Annotated in this window: 18 protein-coding genes; 17 read left to right on the top strand and 1 reads right to left on the bottom strand. The window is 71.2% G+C overall.

Annotated elements, in window-relative coordinates:
- Positions 1 to 240 precede the first annotated feature (240 nt).
- From AB5J50_RS18360 to AB5J50_RS18435, 16 genes are all read left to right on the top strand, one after another.
- On the top strand, positions 241 to 1,452 hold the full coding sequence (locus tag AB5J50_RS18360; RefSeq protein ID WP_369259374.1) for an ROK family protein: 1,212 nt from the start codon (positions 241 to 243) through the stop codon (positions 1,450 to 1,452).
- 70 nt (positions 1,453 to 1,522) lie between these two features.
- Positions 1,523 to 2,860 (top strand): ABC transporter substrate-binding protein, encoded by a 1,338-nt coding sequence (locus tag AB5J50_RS18365; protein ID WP_369259376.1) that lies wholly within the window; start codon positions 1,523 to 1,525, stop codon positions 2,858 to 2,860.
- Between the two features lie 7 nt (positions 2,861 to 2,867).
- Entirely contained in the window at positions 2,868 to 3,809 is a 942-nt protein-coding gene (locus AB5J50_RS18370; protein ID WP_369259378.1) for a carbohydrate ABC transporter permease, read from the top strand.
- Positions 3,810 to 3,812: 3 nt separating this feature from the next.
- Entirely contained in the window at positions 3,813 to 4,706 is an 894-nt protein-coding gene (locus AB5J50_RS18375; RefSeq protein ID WP_327428796.1) for a carbohydrate ABC transporter permease, read from the top strand.
- Positions 4,707 to 4,711: 5 nt separating this feature from the next.
- The gene (locus AB5J50_RS18380) at positions 4,712 to 5,977 is read left to right on the top strand and encodes a 6-phospho-beta-glucosidase (RefSeq protein ID WP_369259380.1); all 1,266 of its coding nucleotides are present in this window, start codon (positions 4,712 to 4,714) and stop codon (positions 5,975 to 5,977) included.
- Positions 5,968 to 6,960: an N-acetylglucosamine kinase gene (locus tag AB5J50_RS18385; protein ID WP_369259382.1), complete on the top strand. Its 993-nt coding sequence runs from the start codon at positions 5,968 to 5,970 to the stop codon at positions 6,958 to 6,960. The genes AB5J50_RS18380 and AB5J50_RS18385 overlap by 10 nt, the downstream gene beginning before the upstream one ends.
- Positions 6,961 to 7,084: 124 nt before the next feature.
- Positions 7,085 to 7,558 (top strand): DUF3995 domain-containing protein, encoded by a 474-nt coding sequence (locus AB5J50_RS18390; protein WP_369259384.1) that lies wholly within the window; start codon positions 7,085 to 7,087, stop codon positions 7,556 to 7,558.
- Positions 7,539 to 8,048: an RNA polymerase sigma factor gene (locus AB5J50_RS18395; RefSeq protein WP_369259386.1), complete on the top strand. Its 510-nt coding sequence runs from the start codon at positions 7,539 to 7,541 to the stop codon at positions 8,046 to 8,048. The genes AB5J50_RS18390 and AB5J50_RS18395 overlap by 20 nt, the downstream gene beginning before the upstream one ends.
- Complete coding sequence (locus AB5J50_RS18400; RefSeq protein WP_369259388.1) at positions 8,045 to 8,512, top strand: hypothetical protein; 468 nt, start codon at positions 8,045 to 8,047, stop codon at positions 8,510 to 8,512. Before AB5J50_RS18395 ends, AB5J50_RS18400 begins: the two co-directional genes overlap by 4 nt.
- Before the next feature lie 244 nt (positions 8,513 to 8,756).
- On the top strand, positions 8,757 to 10,214 hold the full coding sequence (locus AB5J50_RS18405) for a hypothetical protein (protein ID WP_369259390.1): 1,458 nt from the start codon (positions 8,757 to 8,759) through the stop codon (positions 10,212 to 10,214).
- Positions 10,215 to 10,228: 14 nt separating this feature from the next.
- The gene (locus AB5J50_RS18410) at positions 10,229 to 11,251 is read left to right on the top strand and encodes a glutamate ABC transporter substrate-binding protein (RefSeq protein WP_369259392.1); all 1,023 of its coding nucleotides are present in this window, start codon (positions 10,229 to 10,231) and stop codon (positions 11,249 to 11,251) included.
- 78 nt (positions 11,252 to 11,329) lie between these two features.
- On the top strand, positions 11,330 to 12,685 hold the full coding sequence (locus AB5J50_RS18415; RefSeq protein ID WP_369259394.1) for a hypothetical protein: 1,356 nt from the start codon (positions 11,330 to 11,332) through the stop codon (positions 12,683 to 12,685).
- A 19-nt stretch (positions 12,686 to 12,704) separates the two neighbouring features.
- A complete protein-coding gene (locus AB5J50_RS18420) occupies positions 12,705 to 15,260 on the top strand; it encodes a tetratricopeptide repeat protein (RefSeq protein ID WP_369259396.1) in 2,556 nt (851 codons plus the stop codon).
- Positions 15,261 to 16,691, top strand: a complete 1,431-nt coding sequence (locus tag AB5J50_RS18425) for a PP2C family serine/threonine-protein phosphatase (RefSeq protein WP_369259398.1) — start codon at positions 15,261 to 15,263, stop codon at positions 16,689 to 16,691. It begins immediately after the preceding gene.
- A gap of 117 nt (positions 16,692 to 16,808) precedes the next feature.
- Entirely contained in the window at positions 16,809 to 18,155 is a 1,347-nt protein-coding gene (locus tag AB5J50_RS18430) for a VWA domain-containing protein (RefSeq protein WP_369259400.1), read from the top strand.
- 73 nt (positions 18,156 to 18,228) lie between these two features.
- Entirely contained in the window at positions 18,229 to 19,557 is a 1,329-nt protein-coding gene (locus tag AB5J50_RS18435) for an FHA domain-containing protein (RefSeq protein WP_369259402.1), read from the top strand.
- 42 nt (positions 19,558 to 19,599) lie between these two features.
- Here the strand turns inward: AB5J50_RS18435 and AB5J50_RS18440 are convergent, their stop codons facing one another.
- A complete protein-coding gene (locus AB5J50_RS18440) occupies positions 19,600 to 20,583 on the bottom strand; it encodes a methyltransferase domain-containing protein (protein ID WP_369259404.1) in 984 nt (327 codons plus the stop codon).
- Positions 20,584 to 20,761: 178 nt separating this feature from the next.
- On the opposite strand from AB5J50_RS18440, the gene AB5J50_RS18445 reads away from it, so the two are divergent.
- Positions 20,762 to 21,166: a globin gene (locus AB5J50_RS18445; protein ID WP_369259406.1), complete on the top strand. Its 405-nt coding sequence runs from the start codon at positions 20,762 to 20,764 to the stop codon at positions 21,164 to 21,166.
- Positions 21,167 to 21,214: the final 48 nt, after the last annotated feature.

Here is a 21,214-nt window from a genome sequence, read left to right on the forward strand (position 1 = left end):
GCCCGGACGCGCGGCACCCGGCCGCGCCGTCCCGCACCGACGCACCGCCCTCGCAGGTAACGAGTCTGTTGCCGCGGGGGCGGTTTCTCTTGACGCCCCCGCGACCTCCGGCCTACTTTCCTTCCATCGAACAGGAAACTTTCCTAACAGTGATCTTGCGGCACGCCCTCACGGACCCGCATGGACTTCCCTACCCGATCACTGGGAAGCTGGGCAGCTGAGAAAGGCAGGTGTCGACACATGGCAGGATCCGCCGGTACGCCGGGCACTCCTCGCGTCCTGCGCGCCATGAACGACCGCGCCGCCCTCGACCTGCTTCTCGCGCACGGACCGCTCACACGGACCCGGATCGGGAAGCTCACCGGGCTGTCCAAGCCCACCGCCTCACAGCTCCTCGCCCGTCTGGAGGCGGCCGGCCTCGTGCTCGCCACCGGCACCAGCGAGGGCCGCCCGGGCCCCAACGCCCAGCTGTACGTGGTCAATCCGGGCGCCGCCTACGCGGCCGGCCTGGACGTCACCCCCGAGCGCATCCTCGCCGCCGTCGCCGACATCACCGGCCGCACGGTCGGCGAGTACGAGCTGCCCACCCCCGGCCGCCGCCCCGCCCAGCCCGTCGTACGCCAGGTCACCGACGCCCTCGACGGCGCCGTGAAGGCGGCCGGGCTCGCCCGCGACGACGTCCGCCGCCTCGTCATCGGCACCCCCGGCGCCTTCGACCCGAACACCGGACGGCTGCGCTACGCCTCGCACCTGCCCGGCTGGCACTCCCCCACCCTCCTCGACGAGCTCGCGGCCGCGCTGCCGATGCCCGTCGAGTACGAGAACGACGTCAACCTCGTCGCCATAGCCGAGCAGCGCCTCGGCGCCGCCCAGGGACACGAGGACTTCGTGCTGCTGTGGAACGAGGGCGGTCTCGGCGCCGCGCTCGTCCTCGGCGGACGGCTGCACCGCGGCTGGACCGGCGGCGCGGGCGAGGTCGGCTTCCTGCCGGTGCCGGGCGCGCCCCTGGTACGCCAGGTGACCAAGGCCAACAGCGGTGGCTACCAGGAGCTGGCCGGTTCGCAGGCCCTCCCCAAGCTGGCGCGCGAGCTCGGCATCAAGGACGTACCCACAGGTCCGTACGCCGAGGCCGCCGCCGCCCTCGTCGCGCAGGCCGCCGCCATCGACGAGGGGCCGCACCGGCGGCTCCTGGAGACGTACGCGACCGGGCTCGCCACCGGTCTCGCCTCACTGGTCTCCGTGCTCGACCCCGAGCTGGTCGTGCTCAGCGGAGCCTCGCTCACCGCGGGCGGCGAACCGCTGCGCGCTCTGGTCCAGGCCGAGTTGGAGGAGCTGGCCGCGTCCCGGCCGCGTCTCGTCGTCGGCGACGTACACGAACACCCCGTGCTGCGCGGCGCGTTGGAAAGCGCCCTGGCAGCCACCCGCGACGAGGTCTTCGACACCTCCCGCTAGCCCCTTCCCCGCACGCTCACTTCCTTCACCGTCCCCGCCCTGCCCTGCGCTGCCCTAGGGAGACCCCGTCATGCCCGGAATGTCCCGGAAAGCGGTCGTCGCGCTCGCCGCTTCCGCCTCGATAGCCCTCCTCGCCACCGCCTGTACCGGCCAGTCGTCCTCGGGCGCGAGCGACGACGCGTCCAAGGAACAGACGATCAACTTCTGGCACGCGTGGAGCGCGCCCAGCGAGGTCAAGGCCGTGAAGTCCCTGGTCGCGGGGTTCGAGAAGGCGCACCCCAACATCCACGTCAACATCGTCGCCAACATGACCGACGACAAGATCAACCAGGCGTTGCGCTCCGGCGGCGACAAGGCGCCCGATGTGATCTCCTCGTTCACCACCAACAATGTGGGCAAGTTCTGCTCCTCCGGCGCCCTCGTCGATCTCAACCCCTTCTTCAAGAAGGCGAAAATCGACCCGGAGACCACATTCCCGAAGGCGATGAACGAGTACACCCAGTTCGACGGCAACCGCTGTTCGGTTCCGCTGCTCGGTGACGCGTACGGGCTCTACTACAACAAGACCGCGTTCAAGAAGGCCGGGATCACCAGCCCCCCGAAGACCTGGTCCGAATTCGAGGCCGACGCCAAGAAGTTGACCGTCACCAAGGGCGACTCCTACTCGCAGCTCGGCTTCATGCCGGACTACCACGGCTGGGAGTCCACGACCGAGCACTACTTCGGTCAGTTCTCGCCGACGTACTTCGACAGCAGCGGCAAGTCGAACATCGCCAAGGACCCCGCTTTCACCGCCGGTTTCACCCTCCAGAAGAAGCTCGTCGACGAACTCGGCGGCTACAAGAAGCTGGAGAACTACCGCTCCAAGCTCGGTGACGAATGGGGCGCCAAGCACCCGTTCCACACCGGTCAGGTCGCCATGCAGCTGGACGGCGAGTGGCGGCTCGGCATGGCCGAGGAGGCCAAGCCGGACTTCGAGATCGGCGTCGCCCCGCTGCCCGTGCCCGACGACCAGGCCGACCAGTACGGCAAGGGCTACATCACCGGCACCATCGCGGGCATCGCGGCCACCAGCACGAAGCAGAACGCGGCCTGGGAACTGGTCAAATACATGACCACGAACACGGACGCGGTGGTCGGCTTCGCCAATGACATCCACAATGTCCCCTCCACGCTGGCGGCGCTCAAGTCGCCGAAGCTGAAGTACGACCCGCGCTTCAAGACGTTCCTGGACATCGCGTCGAACCCGAACTCGACGACGACTCCGGCCTCCATCAACGGCGGCACCTACCTCGTGACGATCCAGCAGTTCGGATACGACTACGAGAGCGGCAAGACAAAGGATCTGAAGGCGGGTCTGGAAAGCACCGCCAAGCAGATCGACACGGACATCGCGCAGGCGAAGTAGTACGAGGATGAGTACGGTAACCCTCGCTTCGAAGCGCCGTCGTTCCGCGCTGCGAACGCTCGCCTTCATGTCGCCCTGGCTGATCGGTTTCGGGGTCTTCTTCGCCTACCCGCTGCTCTCGACCGTCTATTTCTCCTTCATGCACTACGACGGATTCAAACCGCCGACGTGGAGCGGGACGAAGAACTGGACGTACGTCTTCGAGAACTACCCGCTGTTCTGGCCCGCGTTGAGAAACACGCTCTGGCTGGTCGTCGTCATGGTCAGCCTCAGGGTCGTCTTCGGGCTCGGCGTAGGGCTGCTGATCACGAAGATCAAGACGGGTACGGGCGTCTTCCGCACCCTCTTCTATCTCCCCTACCTCGCCCCGCCGGTCGCGGCCACGATGGCCTTCGCCTTCCTCCTCAACCCCGGTACAGGACCGGTCAATTCGATCCTGGACAAGGTCGGCATCCCGGCCCCCGGCTGGTTCAACGACCCCGCCTGGTCGAAGCCGGCCCTGACCCTGCTGGCCCTGTGGGGCATCGGCGACCTGATGGTCATCTTCATGGCCGCGCTGCTCGACGTACCGAAGGAGCAGTACGAGGCGGCCGAGCTGGACGGCGCCTCGGCGTGGCAGCGGTTCCGGTTCGTGACGCTGCCGAACATCTCGCCGATCGTGATGTTCGCGGTGGTCACGGGCGTGATCGCGGCCATGCAGTCCTACACACAGCCGCTGATCGCCGGAAAGGTCGCCTCGGGTGTCATCCAGGGTGCCGGTACGCAGTTCGAGCCCGGCTACCCGGACAAGTCGACCCTGACCCTCCCCCAGCTCGTCTACAACCTGGGCTTCCAGCGCTTCGACTACGGCTCGGCCTGCGTGGTGGCACTCGTCCTCTTCGCCCTGTCCATGGTGTTCACCGCGTTCCTGATGCGGCGCCGGGGCGGTCTCATCCAGGCAGGTGACTGACGTATGACTCAAGTACTGGACAAACCCGCGGAGTTGGCGGTCACCGCCTCGCCCGCCGAGCGCACCGCCCGCCGCAAGGCCCTCCTGGAATGGGTCGCGGTCCACGCGCTGGGCGTGGCGGCCGCCCTCTTCTTCGTCCTCCCCTTCGTGTTCGTGTTCCTGACCTCGCTGATGAGCGACAGCCAGGCGCTCAGCCGCGATCTGATCCCGCACACCTGGGAGTGGGGCAACTACAAGAAGGTCTTCGACACCCCCGGCTTTCTGACCTGGTGGAAGAACACCCTGCTGTACGCCGGTGCCGGCACCGTCCTGTCGGTCGTGTCGTCGATCCCGGTCGCCTACGCGCTCGCCAAGTTCCGCTTCCGGGGCCGGAATCTGTCGCTGATGCTGGTCATCTCGATGATGATGCTGCCGCCCCAGGTCGTGGTCATCCCGATGTACCTGTTCTGGGCGAAGCAGCTGGACCTGTCCGGCACGCTGTGGCCGCTGATCATCCCGATGGCGTTCGGCGACGCGTTCACCATCTTCCTGCTCCGTCAGTTCCTGATGACCATCCCGAACGAGTACCTCGACGCGGCGAAGGTCGACGGCTGCGGGGACCTGCGGACGCTGCTGAAGGTCGTCCTGCCGATGGCCAGGCCGGGCATCGCCGCCGTCGCGCTCTTCCAGTTCTTCTACGCCTGGAACGACTACTTCGGCCCGCAGATCTACGCGTCGGAGAACCCCGGCGCCTGGACCCTCTCCTACGGCCTGGAGTCGTTCAAGGGCGCGCACCACACCGACTGGAATCTCACCATGGCCGCGACCGTGCTGGTCATGGCCCCCGTGATCCTCGTGTTCTTCTTCGCGCAGAAGGCGTTCGTCGAGGGTGTCACGCTCACCGGAGTGAAGGGTTGACGTCCATGAAACTCACCGTGGTCGGCGGAGGGTCGACCTACACCCCCGAACTCATCGACGGCTTCGCCCGGTTGAGGGACACCCTGCCGGTCGAGGAGCTGGTGCTCGTCGACCCGGCCGCCGAACGCCTTGAACTGGTGGGCGGCCTGGCCCGGCGGATCTTCGCGCGGCAGGGGCACCCCGGCCGGATCGTCACGACCTCCGACCTGGACGCGGGTGTGGAGGGCGCCGACGCCGTGCTGCTCCAGCTCCGCGTCGGCGGCCAGGCGGCCCGTGAACAGGACGAGACGTGGCCGCTGGAGTGCGGCTGCGTCGGACAGGAGACGACGGGCGCGGGCGGCCTGGCCAAGGCGCTGCGTACGGTGCCGGTGGTGTTGGACATCGCTGAGCGCGTCCGCCGCACAAATCCGAACGCCTGGATCATCGACTTCACCAACCCGGTCGGGATCGTGACGCGCGCCCTGCTCCAGGCGGGCCACAAGACGGTCGGACTGTGCAACGTGGCGATCGGCTTCCAGCGGAAGTTCGCCGGACTGCTGGGCGTCTCGCCCGCGGATGTTCACCTGGACCATGTGGGCCTCAACCACCTCACCTGGGAAACCGGTGTGCGTCTGGGCGGTCCCGAGGGCGAGAACGTCCTCCCCAAGCTGCTCGCCGAGCACGGCGACGCCGTCGCCGACGACCTCCGCCTGCCCCGCACGATCGTCGACCGCCTCGGCGTGGTCCCGTCCTACTACCTGCGCTACTACTACGCCCACGACGAGGTCGTACGAGAGCTGCGTACGAAGCCGTCGAGGGCCGCCGAAGTCGCGGAGATGGAACGCCGGTTGCTGACGATGTACAGCGACCCGGCGCTCGACGAGAAGCCGGAGCTGCTCGCCCAGCGCGGCGGCGCGTACTACTCGGAGGCCGCGGTGGACCTGGCGGCGTCGCTGCTGGGCGGAGGAGGAAGCCCCTACCAGGTGGTCAACACCTACAACAAGGGCACGCTGCCCTTCCTCCCGGACGACGCCGTGATCGAGGTGCAGGCGGCGATCGGCTCCAACGGGCCCAGCCCACTGCCCGTCCCCGCCGTGGACCCGCTGTACGCGGGCCTGATGGCGAACGTGACGGCGTACGAGGACCTCGCCCTGGAGGCCGCCTTGCGCGGTGGCCGTGACCGGGTCTTCCGCGCCCTCCTCTCCCACCCCTTGGTCGGCCAGTACGAGTACGCCGACGCCCTCACCGACCAGCTGATCGCGCACAACCGGGAGCACCTCGCGTGGGCCTGACCGCAAGTGTCCTCGCCATCGACGCGGGCAACAGCAAGACCGACGTCGCCGTCGTGGCGGCGGACGGGCGGGTGGTCGGCACGGCGCGCGGCGGAGGCTTCCGGCCGCCCGCCGTGGGCGTCGAGACGGCCGTGGACGCGGTCGCCGACGCCGTACGGCGGGCCTTCGCCGAGGCGGGCGTCTCCTCCGTGGCCCATGTCTCGGCCTGCCTCGCCAACGCCGACCTCCCGGTCGAGGAGGAGCAGTTGGCGGCCGCGCTGCACGCGCGCGCGTGGGGGGCGAGTGTGGAGGTGCGCAACGACACGTTCGCGATCCTGCGCGCCGGGATCGCAGAGCCGCGCGGCGTCGCCGTGGTGTGCGGCGCCGGCATCAACTGCGTCGGCATGCGCCCCGACGGCCGCACCGCCCGCTTCCCGGCGATCGGCCGTATCTCCGGCGACTGGGGCGGCGGTTGGGGCCTGGCGGAGGAGGCCCTGTGGCACGCGGCACGGGCGGAGGACGGCCGGGGCGGTCCCACGGCGCTGGCGCGCACGCTGCCCGCGCACTTCGGCCTGGGCTCCATGTACGCGCTGATCGAGGCGCTGCACCTCGAACACATCGGCAACGCCCGGCGTCACGAGCTGACACCCGTCCTGTTCGCCACGGCCGTGGACGGCGATCCGGTGGCCCGCGCGATCGTCGACCGGCTCGCGGACGAGGTGGTCGCCATGGCCGCGGTCGCCCTGACCCGCCTGGACCTCCTGGACGAGGAGACCCCGGTCCTCCTCGGCGGCAGCATCCTCGCCGCCCGCCACCCCCAACTCGACGACCGCATCCACGAACTCCTCGCCGACCGCGCCCCCAAGGCGGTCCCTCAAATCGTCACGACCAGCCCCGTCCTGGGCGCCGCCCTGCTGGGCCTGGACCACGTACGGGCCCCGGACGAGGTGCACGCGCGCGTGCGGGCGTTCTACGAGGGAGCCCGAGCGGCGAACGAAGTCTGAGCGGGCAGGACGTCCGAGGATCGGGCGGCCGGGATGTCCGCGCCGGAAATTCCCGCACATCCGTGGGAACGAATGGCGCGGAAGCCTCCTCTGGTGGGTGTCGATTCCTACCGCAGGAGGCCTCATGTCCGACCGCACGGCCACACGAGCCGCCGTACTCCTCGCCTCGGTGCTCACCGCGGACGCCCTGTTCCACCTCTACTGGGCGACCGGTTCCACCTGGCCCGCCGCCGACGAGAAGAGCCTGTCGTACGCGGTCCTGGGCACCGAGGCCCCGTTCACCCCACCCGTCGTCCTGCCCCTCGCCGCACTCCTGCTGACGGCGAGCGGCATCGTCGTCGCCCAGTCCCGGCGCCCCCACCGTCTGCTCCGCCTCGGCACCCTCGCGGTGGCAGCCGGGCTGTCCCTGCGCACGCTGGCGGGCGTCTACTGGCTCTTCGCACAGGACACCGGAACCGCCTTCTACTGGCTCAACCTCGGGCTCTACACCCCGCTGTGCGCGGTGCTGTGCACGGCCGCGCTCAGGGTCGCCCGCCACCAGGGCACCGCTGCCCGGGCGGGCACCGCCCGTTGGGAAGATGCCGTACGTGTCCGATGAGGAAACGGTCCGCCGGGTGCGCGCCGCGCAGCGCGGCGACACCCTCGCCATGGCCGAGCTGCTGGACGAACTTGCTCCCTACGTAGGCCGTATCTGCGGTCCCATCGCCCTGGAGCAGGGGCCGGACGCCGCGCAGGAGGCGCTGGTCGCGGTGTTCCGCTCGCTGCGCTCGCTGAAGGACCCGGCCGCGCTGCGCGGCTGGGTCCGTGCCATAGCGGTGCGCGAGGCGGTCCGCCTGGCCCGGCGCGCCGCCCGCGCGATGCCCGCGGATCTGAGCACCGTGCCCTCGCGCGGCGACCCCCAGCTCGCCGCCGACATCAGGGACGTACTGGACCGCCTGTCCCCCGAGCACCGGGCCGTGCTCGTGCTGCGCGATGTGGAGGGCCTGGACGAGCGGGCCGCGGCCGAGCTGCTCGGCCTCCGCGTCGGCACCGTCAAGTCCCGGCTGCACCGGGCACGCGACACCTTCCGGAAGGCGTGGACCTCATGACCGGACCCGACACGACCAGCGAGTGGCCCGTCGCCGGCCTCGACCCGGTGCGGCGGCTGCGCGTGCTCGCCGCCGGCGTTCGGGGCGCGCACGTCACCGAGGGCTTCGTGGCCGCACCGTACGACCGCGTATGGGCCCTGCTGGCCGATCTGGAAGGGGCGTTCGGGCGGATCACACCCGACATGCGGGGGCTGCGGGTCGTACGGCTGGACGGTGTGCGCGTGGAGGCGCTGGTCCGCAGCAAGTACGGGATGCGGGCCCGGCTGCGCGGCGAACAGCGGCCCGGCTGGTGCTGGCTGCAGAGCCGGTTCCTGCTGATCGGGGTCGCGGCGGCGCCGGACGGCGACGGAACGCGGGTGGCGTTCACCGGAGGGGTGCGGGTGCCGGGGCGTGCCGCGCTGGTGCCGCTGGGTGTGCGGCGCGAGGGGGAGCGCAGTCTGCGGAGGCTGACCGGCCTGCTGTGAACGCGGCGGCGACGGGCGGGAACCGAACAGATCCGAACGGCGTATTCATGGGAAGGGGGGTGGTGCGGGAGGCTTGCGCTGCGCCGGAATTCGACAAGTGCGCTGCGATCCGAACAAGATCCAGTCAAGGCCTGTGCGGATGTCAGTCCCGGCGGCGATACTTGCGGCCGTACGCCCCTGTCCGCTGTCCGTGTGCCCGCGCACGGGGCGGAGGGGAGCTACGGATGACCATGGGGGAGGTCAAGTGACATACCCGCCGAAGGGCAGTGCGGCGCCACCGGGACAGGCCGGCGCGCCCACGATGCCGGCCGTGCCACCGCAGTCGGGGCCGACAGCGCCGCAGGGCGCCACCCCGCCCCCCGACGCGACCCCCGCACGCCGTACGGCGTGGGCGGAGGGCGTCGACCGCCTGCGCACCGCCGCGACGACGGAACCGGGCCGCCTGCGCATCATCGGCGCCGTCCTGGCTCTCCTGGTCGTCGCGTTCGGCACGGTCACCGCCTGGCAGATGACGGAGCGTTCGACCGCCGCGGACGACGTGCTGCACAGCAGCCAGCCGCTGAGCGCGAGCGCGGCGGACATCTACCGCTCCCTCGCGGACGCGAACACCGCGGCGTCCAGCGGCTTCCTCGCGGGCGGCCAGGAGACGAAGGCCTCCCGCGACCGGTACGAGCTGGACATCAAGACGGCGGCCGCGAAGCTGATCACCGCCGCCAACAGCTCGGACCCGGGCTCCCCCTCGGCGAAGACCATCACCGAGCTGAACAAGCTGCTGCCCGAGTACAAGGGCCTGATCGAGCGGGCCCGCGCCAATAACCGGCAGGGCTTCCCGCTGGGCGGCGCGTATCTGCGGTACGCGAACGAGAAGATGCAGCAGGAGATGCTCCCGAAGGCCCAGGACCTCTACCAGCGGGAGAACCAGCGGCTGAACGCCGACTACGCCGACGCGAAGCCCTACCCGTGGGCCGCGATCGGCCTCGGCGTGCTCGCGATCGGCGGCCTCGTCTGGGCCCAGCGGCGCAACTACCGGCGTACGAACCGGGTGTTGAACCAGGGCCTGCTGGCGGCCTCCGCCGCCTCCGCCGTCGTCCTGCTGTGGCTCGTCGTCGGGCACAGTGTCGCGCGGGCCGGGCTCAACGAGTCGTACGACCACGGCGTCCGCTCGCTGAACGTGCTGCACGACGCCCGGATCGCCTCCCTCAAGGCGCGGGGCAACGAGAACCTGACGCTGGTCAGCCGCGGCGCCCAGACCAAGACACTGGCCGACAAGACGACCGTGGACCAGTACGACTACGACTTCGGTGAGGACATGAAGAGCCTCACCAAGAACCTGGCCGCGGCGGCGGACCTCTCCGACGACCAGGCGGGCGCGCAGCCGGTCAAGGCCGCGACCGCCAACATGAAGGTCTGGAAGTCGCGGCACAAGGCCGCCGCCAAGGCCAACGAGAACGGCGAGTACCAGGACGCACTGAACCGCGTCATCGGCGGTGACCCCAAGCACCCGCCGACCGGCGAATGCTTCGACGGCGTGGACAAGAACCTGGCGATCGCGCTGACGCGCGAGGAGACCGAGTTCAAGCAGGCGGCGGGCGACGGCCTGGACGCGATGACCGGCCTCCCGGTCGGCGCGGCGATCCTCGCGGTGCTCGCGGCGGCGGGCGCGCTCCTCGGCATCGGGCGCAGGCTTTCGGAGTACCGGTGAGAGGGGGAGCGGCGATGACAGCACGACGTCTGAGGGCGAGCCTGAGGGGCTGGGGCGGTGTGGGTGCGATGGCCGTCGCCTGCGCCCTCACCGTGGTCTTCGCGCTGCTGCTGCCGCTGAGCAGCGCGCACGGGGACGGCAGCACCGGCATCGGCGGGCAGGGTGTGGCCCAGGGCACCCAGGCCAAGGCCGAAGACTGCACCGATCCGCAGAACCAGAGCCTGTCCCCCTCCAGTGACGAGAGCGGCGACGCGATCACGGCCATCAAGAAGCGCGGCTACCTGTCGGTCGGCGTCGACCAGAACAGCTACCGCTGGGGCTACCGCGACCCGAACCCCAAGGACCCGAAGAAGGGCAGCGATCTGGAGGGGTTCGACATCGATCTCGTGCACGAGATCGCGGGCCAGATCCTCGGCAATCCGGACCTCGTCCGGTTCCACGCCATCCCCACCAGCCAGCGCATCCCGGCGATCCAGAGCGGCCAGGTCGACATGGTGGTCCGCACCATGACGATCACCTGCGAACGTCTGGACCTGGTCGCGTTCTCCGCCCCCTACTTCGTGACCGGCCAGCAGGTCCTCGCCCCGACGACGTCCGGCATCACGGGGTACAACAAGTCGCTGGCGAAGAAGAAGATTTGCTCGGCGGCGGGCTCCACCGCGTACGACAAGCTGGACGCCGACAAGAAGGCGGGCAAGCTCGTCTCCTCCGCCGACATCTCCACCACGGTGCCCAACCAGCTCGACTGCCTGGTGCGCCTCCAGCTCGGCGAGGTCGACGCGGTGGTGACCGACGGCGCGCTCGCCGCGAGCCAAGCCGCACAGGACCCCACGGTCGCCCTCAAGGGCAAGACCTTCACCACCGAGTACTACGGCGTGGCGATGAAGCTGGGCTCCAACGATCTGGTACGCCGGGTCAACCAGGTCCTCGCCGACTACCGCAAGAGCGGCTGGCGGACGTCGTACGACAAGTGGCTCGCTCCGACCCTCGGGCCCGACTCCCCGTCGGAGAACCCGCCCGCTGCCCAGTACAAGTAACCGACCTGATACCACTGGAGAGTTGCCCGGGCGCACACAGAACGCGCACAGGGAACGAACGAGAACGAGAGGTGATCGATGGGCGTCACGGGACCCCCCGGGCCGGTGATGGACCGGGACGAGGTGGACCGTGCGCTGGCGCGGCTCGGCGCGGAGCACGAGGCCATCGAGACCTCGCTCCTCGCCCTGCAGGACCACGCGGGCCGCAGACTCCTGGAGGGCGCCGAGCTCACCGGCACCACCAAGGAGCGCTGGACGTCCGCGGAGGCGTCGATCACCTTGCTGTGGGCGTACTTCGACGCGTACACGGACGCGCTGCGCTCCGCGCGTGAGATCCGCTCCCGCAGACGCTGGTCGAGCCGCGAGGACCTGGTCGAGCTGACCGAGCTGCTGCGCGGCGAGAGCGTCACGGTCGCGGGCAGCGCCACCGCCACGGCGAACGCGCCGACACTCGCCGGCAGCAGCAAGCTCAGCGAACACTTCTCGCTGGCCGCGCTGGTGGAACGGATGAACGCGCTGTACGCGTCGTCGCTCGACATGGTCGTCGCCGCCGACGCCGTGTGGTCCGCGCTGCCCGCCAGGATCGATTTACTGGCCGCGGAGCTCCAGCGCACCCGCCAGCTCGCGCACTCCGTGGGCGTGCGCCCCGGCGAACACCCCTCGGGCGACGACCTGGAGCGGATCACCCGGACGCTGACCACGCTGCGTGAGCGTGTCGTCTCCGATCCGCTGGCCTTCTGGGTGCCCGCGCAAGGGAGTTCGGCCCCGGGCGGCGGACGCCCGGACACGACGACGTACGACCGCGAGGCGCGCGCCCTGGAGGAGGTGCGCCGGGAGATCGACGCGGTGCTCACCGTCCGGCAGGACGCGGAGGCACGGCTCGTGAAGCTGCGGGACACCCTCAGCCGCGCGGACCGCACACTCGCCGAGGCGCGCAGCGCCCGCGGTGAGGTGCTCGCGAAGATCGCCGCGTCGGAGGTGCCGGCCGTCAGCGGTCCGCCGACCGCGCTTCAGGAGCAGCTGGCGACGGCCGCCGAGTACCGCAGACACGCCCAGTGGCACCGCCTCTCACCGCTCCTCGAGTCGCTGGAGGAGAAGGCGGAGGACGAACTCCTGCGGGCCCGCGAGTCGTTGACCGCGGTCACCGCACCGCTGGCGGTCCGTGCGGAGCTGCGCGGCCGCCTCGACGCGTACAAGGCGAAGGTCGCCCGGCACGGCTTCGCCGAGGACCCGTTCCTCGTCGAGCGCTACGACGCGGCGCGCCGCATGCTGTGGAGCGCGCCCTGCGATCTGCGTGTCGCGGAAGAGGCGGTGCTGCGCTACCAGCGGGCGGCCGCCGACGCGCTGAGCCCGCGGGTGCCCGAGCAGGGCAGCGGGCCCAGTGACCGGATCGACGGGATCGACCGGATGGACCGGAGGGGGCCCAACGCGTGAGCGTTAGAGGGGATGCAGCGTGAGTCAGCAGGGGCAGAAGTGCCAGCGGCCCGGTTGCTCGGGGTCGTACGAGGACGTGGGCGGCGGCGAGCTGTACTGCGACACGTGCGGTCTGGCCCCGGTCGTCTCGGCGAACGGTTCGGTGGGCTCGACCCCGACCGGGATCACCGGCGGCGGCAGGAGCTCGCGCGGCTCCAACAGCAGCAGCGCGCGGAGCAGTTCGCGCGCCAGCTCGCGTGCGTCGTCGCGGTCCTCGCAGTCGCGGCGCTCGGTCTCCGGGCGTCTGTCGCGCTCGCTGTCGCTGTCGGGGAAGACGACGGGCCGCTCGGTGTCCGTCCGCAGCTCGGGGTCGACGGCCGGATCCTCCAGCCGGGGCCGGCTCGGCGTCGGCCTCGTCGAGGTCCCGGACGTGCCGCGGCCCGACCCGCGCGCGATGGTCCTGGAGAACCCGGAGGTGCCCGAGCGCAAGCGGTTCTGCTCGCGCTCCGACTGCGGGGCGCCGGTGGGGCGTTCGCGCGGTGAGAAGGGCGGGCGCACCGAGGGGTTCTGCACGAAGTGCGGCCACCCGTACTCGTTCGTGCCGAAGCTGGCCGCGGGCGACATCGTGCACGGCCAGTACGAGGTCGTGGGCTGTCTCGCGCACGGCGGGCTCGGCTGGGTCTATCTCGCCGTCGACCGCGCGGTCTCCGACCGCTGGGTGGTCCTCAAGGGCCTTCTCGACACGGGTGACCAGGACGCGATGGCGGCGGCGATCTCCGAGCGGCGCTTCCTCGCGGAGATCGAGCACGCGAACATCGTGCGGATCTACAACTTCGTCGAGCACCTCGACCAGCGGACGGGATCGCTGGACGGGTACATCGTCATGGAGTACGTCGGCGGCAAGTCGCTGAAGGAGATCGCCAACGGCCGCCGCACGGTGGACGGGAAGCGCGATCCGCTGCCGGTGGAGCAGGCCTGCGCGTACGGCATCGAGGCCCTGGAGGCGCTCGGACATCTGCACAGCCGCAACCTCCTGTACTGCGACTTCAAGGTCGACAACGCGATCCAGACCGAGGACCAGCTCAAGCTGATCGACATGGGCGCGGTGCGCAGAATGGACGACGACGAGTCGGCCATCTACGGCACGGTGGGCTACCAGGCGCCCGAGGTGGCCGAGGTCGGCCCCTCCGTCGCCTCCGACCTCTACACGGTCGCCCGCACCCTCGCCGTGTTGACCTTCGACTTCCAGGGCTACACGAACGTCTTCGTGGACTCCCTGCCCGACCCGGACAACATCGAGGTCTTCCGGACCTACGAGTCCTTCTACCGGCTCCTCGTCCGCGCCACCGACCCGGACCCGGCCCGCCGGTTCGCCTCCGCTCAGGAAATGGCGGAGCAGCTGACCGGCGTCCTGCGCGAGGTCGTCTCGCTGCAGACCGGCCGTGCGCGCCCGGCCCTGTCGACCCTGTTCGGGCCCGAACTCAAGGTCACGGACACGGAGTTGTTCGGCAAGGCGGCCGGAGACGTGTCACGGCTGGGGGCGCGGGTTGTGCCCGTACGCGGGAAGAAGGGCGCGCCTCAGTTGACGGCCGGGACGAACGGCACGCCCGCTCTCCCCCCGGCGACCGCTCCGGCCGCTGCGGGCACTCTGGTCAAGCCCGTTCAGGCCGCCGCCACGGCGCTCGCGCTGCCCATCCCCCGGGTGGACCCGGGCGACCCCAACGCCGGCTTCCTCGCGGGGCTCATGGCCTCCGCGCCCGGGGAGCTGATCACGGCGCTGCACGCGGCGCCCACCGGCTCGCTGGAGCTGCGGCTGCGCGAGCTGCGGGCCCGTCTGGAGATGGGTGAACTGAACAGCGCGGCCCGGTCCATCGAGGCGCTGGAGGGCGATCACCCGGACGACTGGCGGGTGGTCTGGTACCGGGGTGTCGTGGCCCTCGCGACCGGGGAGCACGAGATCGCGGCGCTGTCCTTCGACGCGGTCTACGACGCGTTCCCCGGCGAGCCCTCGCCCAAGCTGGCCCTCGGCCTGTGCGCGGAGGTGCTCGGGCAGCTGGACAACGCCGCCGAGTACTACCGCCTGGTGTGGACGACCGACCCCAGCTATGTGAGTTCGGCGTTCGGCCTGGCCCGTGTGCAGCTCGCCGCGGGCGACCGCCGTGGCGCCGTACGCACCCTGGAATCCGTACCGGAGGCGTCCATCCACTACACGGCGGCGCGGGTCGCGGCCGTCCGGGCGCGGCTGCGCCAGCGGATGGCCGAGGAGGCGGCGGCCGCCGCGTTCCTGGACGACCTGACCGCGGCGGCGGGCCAGGTCGAGGCGCTGGACGGGTACGGTCTCGACGCGGTCCGGCGCGAGCAGTTGTCGACGGAAGTCCTTGGCTGCGCGCTGGACTGGGTACTCTCCGGTAGCCAGGGTTCCGCTCCGGCTTCCGGAGGCGGACCTGTGCTGCTCGGCAGCAAGCTGGACGAGCGCGGCCTCCGCTTCGGACTGGAGCGTTCGTACCGGACGCTGGCCCGGCTCGCGCAGGGCGGCGAGGAGAGGATCGACCTGGTGGAACGTGCCAATCGTTACCGCCCCCGGACGTGGGTGTGATTGATGTCCCAGATGCCCCAGCCGACGGCCCTTTCACGGTGCCCCAGTTGCGAAGAGCCACTGGATGCGGGTGACCGTTTCTGCGGTGCGTGCGGCTACGACCTGTCGGCGGTGCCAGCACCGCCGGTGGACAACCCCACGATCACCATGAACGGCAGCTCACCGCGGCCCCCTTCGGCCGTCGCGTCCGTCGACTGGCCCCTCGCGCCGGAGGTGGACAGCTCCGACACGCCCGCTCCCCTGCACCGCGCCATGGACATCCAGGGCACCGACTCGGGCGGTTCCGAACTCCCGCATCCGCACCCCGAGTCGGCGCACCCGCACAGGGAACCCGCGGGCGTACGGTTCGACCGGCCCGCGCAGCCCGACGAGTACCCGCTGGCTCCCCCGGCCGCCGAGCCCGCCGCCGGTCCCACAGCCGGGCCTACAGCCGGGCCCTCGGCCGGACCCGCGGCCGGGACCGCGGCCGGGACCGCCGATCCGCGCACCGCCGATCTCGGCACGCCCCCCGCGGGCACCAAGCTGTGCGTCGCCTGCCGTTCGGGCCATGTCGACAGCGACGGCTACTGCGAGAACTGCGGGCACGCACAGCCGCGCGAACGGGACCACATGGAGCAGGAGTTGGGTGCCGTCGCCGCGGTCAGCGACCGGGGGCTGCGGCACCACCGCAACGAGGACGCGTTCGCGATCTCCTCGACCGCGCTGCCCGACGGCTCGCCCGCGGTCGTCGCGATCGTCTGCGACGGCGTCTCCTCGGCGACCCGCCCGGACGAGGCCTCGCTCGCCGCGTCCCGAGCGGCAGGCGAGGCGCTGCTGGAGGCGCTGCCGCTCGGCACGCATCCGCAGCAGGCCATGCACGACGCGATCGTCGCGGCCGCGGAGGCCGTCAACGCGCTGGCCGACGCGTCCACCGCACAGGGCGAACACGCACCCCATGTGAACGCGCCCGCCTGCACCATCGTCGGCGCCGTCGTCACCCCCACCCTGCTGATCGTCGGCTGGGTGGGCGACAGCCGCGCCTACTGGGTTCCCGTCGACCGGAGTTCGCTGCCGGCCCGGCTCACCGAGGACGACTCGTGGGCCGCGCAGATGGTCGCCGCGGGCCTGATGAACGAGGCAGAGGCGTACGCCGACGAGCGCGCCCACGCCATCACGGGCTGGCTCGGCGCGGACGCGTACGAACTGGAGCCGCACACCGCTTCCTTCAAGCCGGACCGGCCGGGTGTAGTGGTGGTGTGCACCGACGGGCTGTGGAACTACGCGGAGGCGGCCGAGGAGATGGCCGAGGTCGTGCCCCTCGACGCCGCCGAGCGGCCGCTGCACAGCGCCCAGGTCCTGGTCGGCCACGCCTTGGACGGCGGGGGCCACGACAACGTAACAGTGGCCGTCGTCCCGTTCCCTGCCCCGCCTCAGGGGGCAGGATCGGCCTGAGGCCGCGAAAACCGCAAGACCGGCGAAAAAGGCGTCGGCCTCGGACCGGAGGGGACCGGTCCGCATACAGTCATCACCTCCGCCAGTACCGGAGGCCTTGAGGGGGACGAAGAAGGCATGGCCAATTTCTCGAAGTCGAACGTGCCACAGTTCTCGGTCGACGTGTACCAGAACGAGTACCTGCACGAGGGCGGCCGCGAGGTCAACGCGATCATCACGGTGAGCGCGACCGGCGGCGGCACCATCGGAAGCGCGGTCGGAGCGCCGCATCTGTACACGGCGGGTCAGGGCCCCGACGCGGCCGTGGCGATCATGGTCGACTGCTCGGGTTCGATGGACTACCCGCCGACCAAGATGCGGGGCGCGCGTGACGCGACGGCCGCCGCGATCGACGCCCTGCGCGACGGTGTGCACTTCGCGGTCATCGGCGGCACGCACATCGCCAAGGAGGTCTACCCGGGCAACGGACGGCTCGCGGTCGCCGACACGGCCACCCGCGACCAGGCCAAGCAGGCGCTGCGCAAGCTGAGCGCGGGCGGCGGTACGGCGATCGGCACCTGGCTGCGGCTCGCCGACCGGCTGCTGTCCTCGGCGGAGGTATCGATCCGGCACGGCATCCTGCTCACCGACGGCCGCAACGAACACGAGTCGCCCGAGGACCTGAAGGCGGCGCTCGACTCCTGTGCCGGACGGTTCACCTGTGACGCGCGTGGAGTGGGCACCGACTGGGAGGTCAAGGAGGTCACCGGGATCGCCTCGGCGCTGCTCGGGACCGCCGACATCGTCGCCGACCCGGCCGCCCTGTCCGCCGACTTCACGCAGATGATGGAGACGGCCATGGGCAAGGAGGTCGCGGACGTCTCCCTCCGGCTGTGGACGCCCGTCGGCACCGCGATCAAGTTCGTCAAGCAAGTGGCCCCCACAGTCGAGGAATTGACCGACCGTCGCACCGAGGCGGGCCCGCGCGCCGGCGACTACCCCACCGGTTCCTGGGGCGACGAGTCCCGCGACTACCACGTGTGCGTCGAGGTCCCCTCGGCCGAGGTCGGCCGCGAGATGCTGGCCGCCCGGGTCTCGCTGGTGATCCCGCAGGGGGACGGGAGCGCGCAGAACCTCGGCGCGCAGGGTCTCGTACGGGCGGTGTGGACCGATGACATGGCGGCGTCGACCTCGATCAACCCGCAGGTCGCGCACTACACAGGTCAGGCGGAACTGGCACAAGTCATCCAACAGGGGCTGGATCTCCGTAAATCGGGAGATGTCGATGGAGCAACGGCCAAGCTGGGACGCGCCGTTCAGCTCGCCAGCGCCTCCGGCAACGCCGATACTGCGAAACTGCTTGCGAAGGTGGTGGACGTGGTCGACGCCGCGGCAGGTACTGTGCGATTGAAGGCAAGGGTCGCAGAGGCTGACGAGATGACCCTCGAAACACGGTCCACAAAGACTGTTCGTGTAAAGAAGTAGCGAGCCCGGTTCCCGACGGGAGCCGGAGAAACCCGGTCATAACGGCCGGAAAAGGAGAGGGGGAAGCGCCGACATGCCGACCTGCCCGAACGGACACCAGTCGGGTTCCGACGACTGGTGCGAGGTCTGCGGTCACCGCATGGCCGGTGCCGTGCCCCCGCCACCTCCCCCGCCGCCGCCCGCCGGTTACGGCTATCCGGCGCCCGGTTCGCCCCCGCCGCCGCCCGGCCCCGGTGGGCGCCCGCACCTGTCCGCCGTGCCGGACTTCGATCCGGAGCTCTGCCCGCAGTGCCGTACGCCCCGTGAGGGCGCCGCGCCGTTCTGCGAGGAGTGCCGGTGGAACTTCCTGACCAACACGGCGACCTCGTACACCCCGGCCGCGCCGCGTCCGCAGGGGCCCGCACCCGGGGCTCCCGGCGGCCCTGGCGGTCCCGGTGGCCCGAATCCGGCGCTGCGGTTCCAGCAGCAGGGGCCGGGGCAGCCCACCGGTCCCGGAGCGGGTCCCGGTCACGACCCGTTCGAGTACCAGAGCTCGCGGCCCTCGCAGATGAACCGGCCCGCCGAACCGATCCCGCAGGGTCCGCCCGCTCCGCCGTTCGGCGCCGGCGGCCCCTCGGGCTACGGCGGCGATCCGTCGGGCTTCGGCGGTGACCCCTCCGGCTTCGGCGGCGATCCGTCGCGTCCGGTTCCGCCGCCGCCCGGGCCCACGCCCGGTGCCCCCGGCGCCCCGCAGGCCTTCACGCAGCAGCCGGCCTCGCCGGCGTTCCCGCCGCAGGCCCCCGCGCCCGGCGGCCCCTTCGGCGGCGGTGACGACGACTGGGTGATCTCCCCGCCGTCGGCCGGTCAGCCCGGCGGCGGCCCCGGCCCCGGTGGTCCGGGCGGCCCCGGTGGCCCGAACGGTCCCGGCGCGGCCCAGGGCGGTGGCTACGGCTACCCGCAGCCCGGCCCGACCCAGGCCCCGCCCGGCCCCGGTCCCGCCTACCAGCAGCAGCGGCCGCTGGCCTGGTCCGCGACGATCGGTCCCGACCGTGAGTACTTCATGGCGATGATGCAGCGCTCGGGCCCCGAGGCCGCGGGCCTGAACCTGCCCGCGTACTCGCCGGAGCAGCAGCGCCAGCTCACCGGCAACCAGATCACGATCGGCCGCCGCCGGCACTCCACCGGCGAGTCCCCGGACATCGATCTGGCGGTGCCCCCGGAGGACCCGGGCGTCTCGCACCAGCACGCGGTCCTGGTCCAGCAGCCGGACGGCAGCTGGGCGGTCGTCGACCAGAACTCCACGAACGGAACCACGGTCAACGGCGGCGAGGAGCCCATCCAGCCCTTCGTACCGGTCCCGCTCCAGGACGGCGACCGGGTGCACGTGGGCGCCTGGACGACGATCACCATCCGGCGCGGCTGAGCGGCAGTCTTCGAAGACAGCCGGAAGACAGCCGTACGGAGTTCACGGCAGCGGCCAGGCGTACGGCCCTTCGGGGTCGTCCAGCCACGCCCAGGCGTCCTCGTCGCTGACCGTGATCCCGTACCGCTCGCGCACCGGCTTGTTCTCGCGCTCCCACAGCGTGTACGCCTCGTACGGATCGAGGCTGCCCGCCGTCAGGTTCAGCAGGAACCGGAACAGCTCGTGGCTCCTGGCCCAGCGCGGCAGTCCGCCCAGGTGCTGCGGCTCCGGCTCCTGGTGCCGGGTCTCGCCGCGCAGGGGCACGAAATAGGCGGGCGTGTGCAGGAAGCGCCCCTCCGCGTGCCCGGCGTCCCGGACGTGCAGCGCGATCAGGCCGGTGGCCATCGGCGCGAGGATGCGGGCGCCCGGGGTGCACTGGCGCAGCCAGGCGGGCGGGATCGAGGTCAGCGTGCAGGTGGCGATGATCCGGTCGAAGGGGGCGCGCTCGGGGACTCCGCGGGCGCCGTCCCCCGTGACGACGGTCGGGTGGTACCCGGCGGTGGCCAGATGCCGCCGCGCGGATTCGGTGATCTCCGGGTCGAGGTCGATGGTGGTCACCAGGTCGTCGCCGAGGCGGTGGGCGAGCAGCGCCGCGTTGAAGCCGGTGCCGGCGCCGATCTCCAGAACGGCGTCCCCGTCCCGTACCTCCAGTTCGGTGAGCATCGTCGCCATCAGTGACGGCTGGCTGCTGGAGGACACCAGCTCCCCGTCCCGCACCCGGGTGGCCAGCGGGGCGTCCGCGTACGCGCCGCGCACCCAGCGCTCCCGGCTGCCCGGGTCGGGGTCCTCGCACCACACACGCTCGAAGCCGCCCAGGACGCCGACGTAGTAGTACGGCACGAAGAGATGGCGCGGGACCGCCTCGAACGCCTCCCGCCAGACCGGGTCGGCGGCCCAGGCGCCGCTCCTGTCGATCTCGCGCACGAGGGCCGCCCGCGCCAGGGTGGCGAGGTCGTCGAGGCCGGGGTCGAGAGCATGGGCGCTCATACCTCCACTGTGCTGCCCGACGGGCCGCGAGGCGAGCGCCGACTCGGCCGATCACCGCCGCGACCGCGCGAGCCGCCGCGCGAGCCGCCGCGCCTGCCGGAGCGGCCCCAGTGAGCGGCCCCAAGTCAGTGGTCCTAAGCCTTGAGTCCTCCGCCACCCCGTCTGAGACCATGGACGGGTGAATGAGATCCGGCGCGGCACGCTTCAGGAGAAGACCTTCTATGAGCTGGTCGGCGGCGAGGAGACCTTCCGCCGTCTGGTGCACCGCTTCTACGAGGGTGTGGCCGGGGACCCGGAGCTGCGGGCCATGTATCCCGAGGAGGACCTGGGCCCGGCCGAGGAGCGCTTCACGCTGTTCCTGATCCAGTACTGGGGCGGCCCCACGACGTACAGCGACAACCGCGGCCACCCCCGGCTTCGCATGCGCCACGCCCCGTTCGCCGTCGACCGGGCCGCGCACGACGCCTGGCTGAGCCACATGCGCGTCGCCGTCGAGGAGCTCGGCCTCTCCGAGGAGCACGAGCACACGCTGTGGAACTACCTGACGTACGCGGCGGCTTCCATGGTGAACACGGAGGGCTGAGCGCCGCTGTGACCGGACGAGGCCACTGAGGCGCGCATTCCGGTCGCG

This window comes from Streptomyces sp. R35, assembly GCF_041053035.1.
Lineage (GTDB): Bacteria > Actinomycetota > Actinomycetes > Streptomycetales > Streptomycetaceae > Streptomyces > Streptomyces lutosisoli.

Excerpts from the sequence above, each read along its gene's own strand:
- AB5J50_RS18400 (WP_369259388.1), top strand. The coding sequence starts at position 8,045 with ATGACCGGACCCGACACGACCAGCGAGTGGCCCGTCGCCGGCCTCGAC.
- AB5J50_RS18435 (WP_369259402.1), top strand. The coding sequence starts at position 18,229 with ATGCCGACCTGCCCGAACGGACACCAGTCGGGTTCCGACGACTGGTGC.
- AB5J50_RS18380 (WP_369259380.1), top strand. The coding sequence starts at position 4,712 with ATGAAACTCACCGTGGTCGGCGGAGGGTCGACCTACACCCCCGAACTC.
- AB5J50_RS18415 (WP_369259394.1), top strand. The coding sequence starts at position 11,330 with ATGGGCGTCACGGGACCCCCCGGGCCGGTGATGGACCGGGACGAGGTG.
- AB5J50_RS18370 (WP_369259378.1), top strand. The coding sequence starts at position 2,868 with ATGAGTACGGTAACCCTCGCTTCGAAGCGCCGTCGTTCCGCGCTGCGA.
- AB5J50_RS18430 (WP_369259400.1), top strand. The coding sequence starts at position 16,809 with ATGGCCAATTTCTCGAAGTCGAACGTGCCACAGTTCTCGGTCGACGTG.
- AB5J50_RS18395 (WP_369259386.1), top strand. The coding sequence starts at position 7,539 with ATGCCGTACGTGTCCGATGAGGAAACGGTCCGCCGGGTGCGCGCCGCG.
- AB5J50_RS18410 (WP_369259392.1), top strand. The coding sequence starts at position 10,229 with ATGACAGCACGACGTCTGAGGGCGAGCCTGAGGGGCTGGGGCGGTGTG.
- AB5J50_RS18360 (WP_369259374.1), top strand. The coding sequence starts at position 241 with ATGGCAGGATCCGCCGGTACGCCGGGCACTCCTCGCGTCCTGCGCGCC.
- AB5J50_RS18365 (WP_369259376.1), top strand. The coding sequence starts at position 1,523 with ATGCCCGGAATGTCCCGGAAAGCGGTCGTCGCGCTCGCCGCTTCCGCC.
- AB5J50_RS18440 (WP_369259404.1), bottom strand. The coding sequence starts at position 20,583 with ATGAGCGCCCATGCTCTCGACCCCGGCCTCGACGACCTCGCCACCCTG.
- AB5J50_RS18390 (WP_369259384.1), top strand. The coding sequence starts at position 7,085 with ATGTCCGACCGCACGGCCACACGAGCCGCCGTACTCCTCGCCTCGGTG.
- AB5J50_RS18375 (WP_327428796.1), top strand. The coding sequence starts at position 3,813 with ATGACTCAAGTACTGGACAAACCCGCGGAGTTGGCGGTCACCGCCTCG.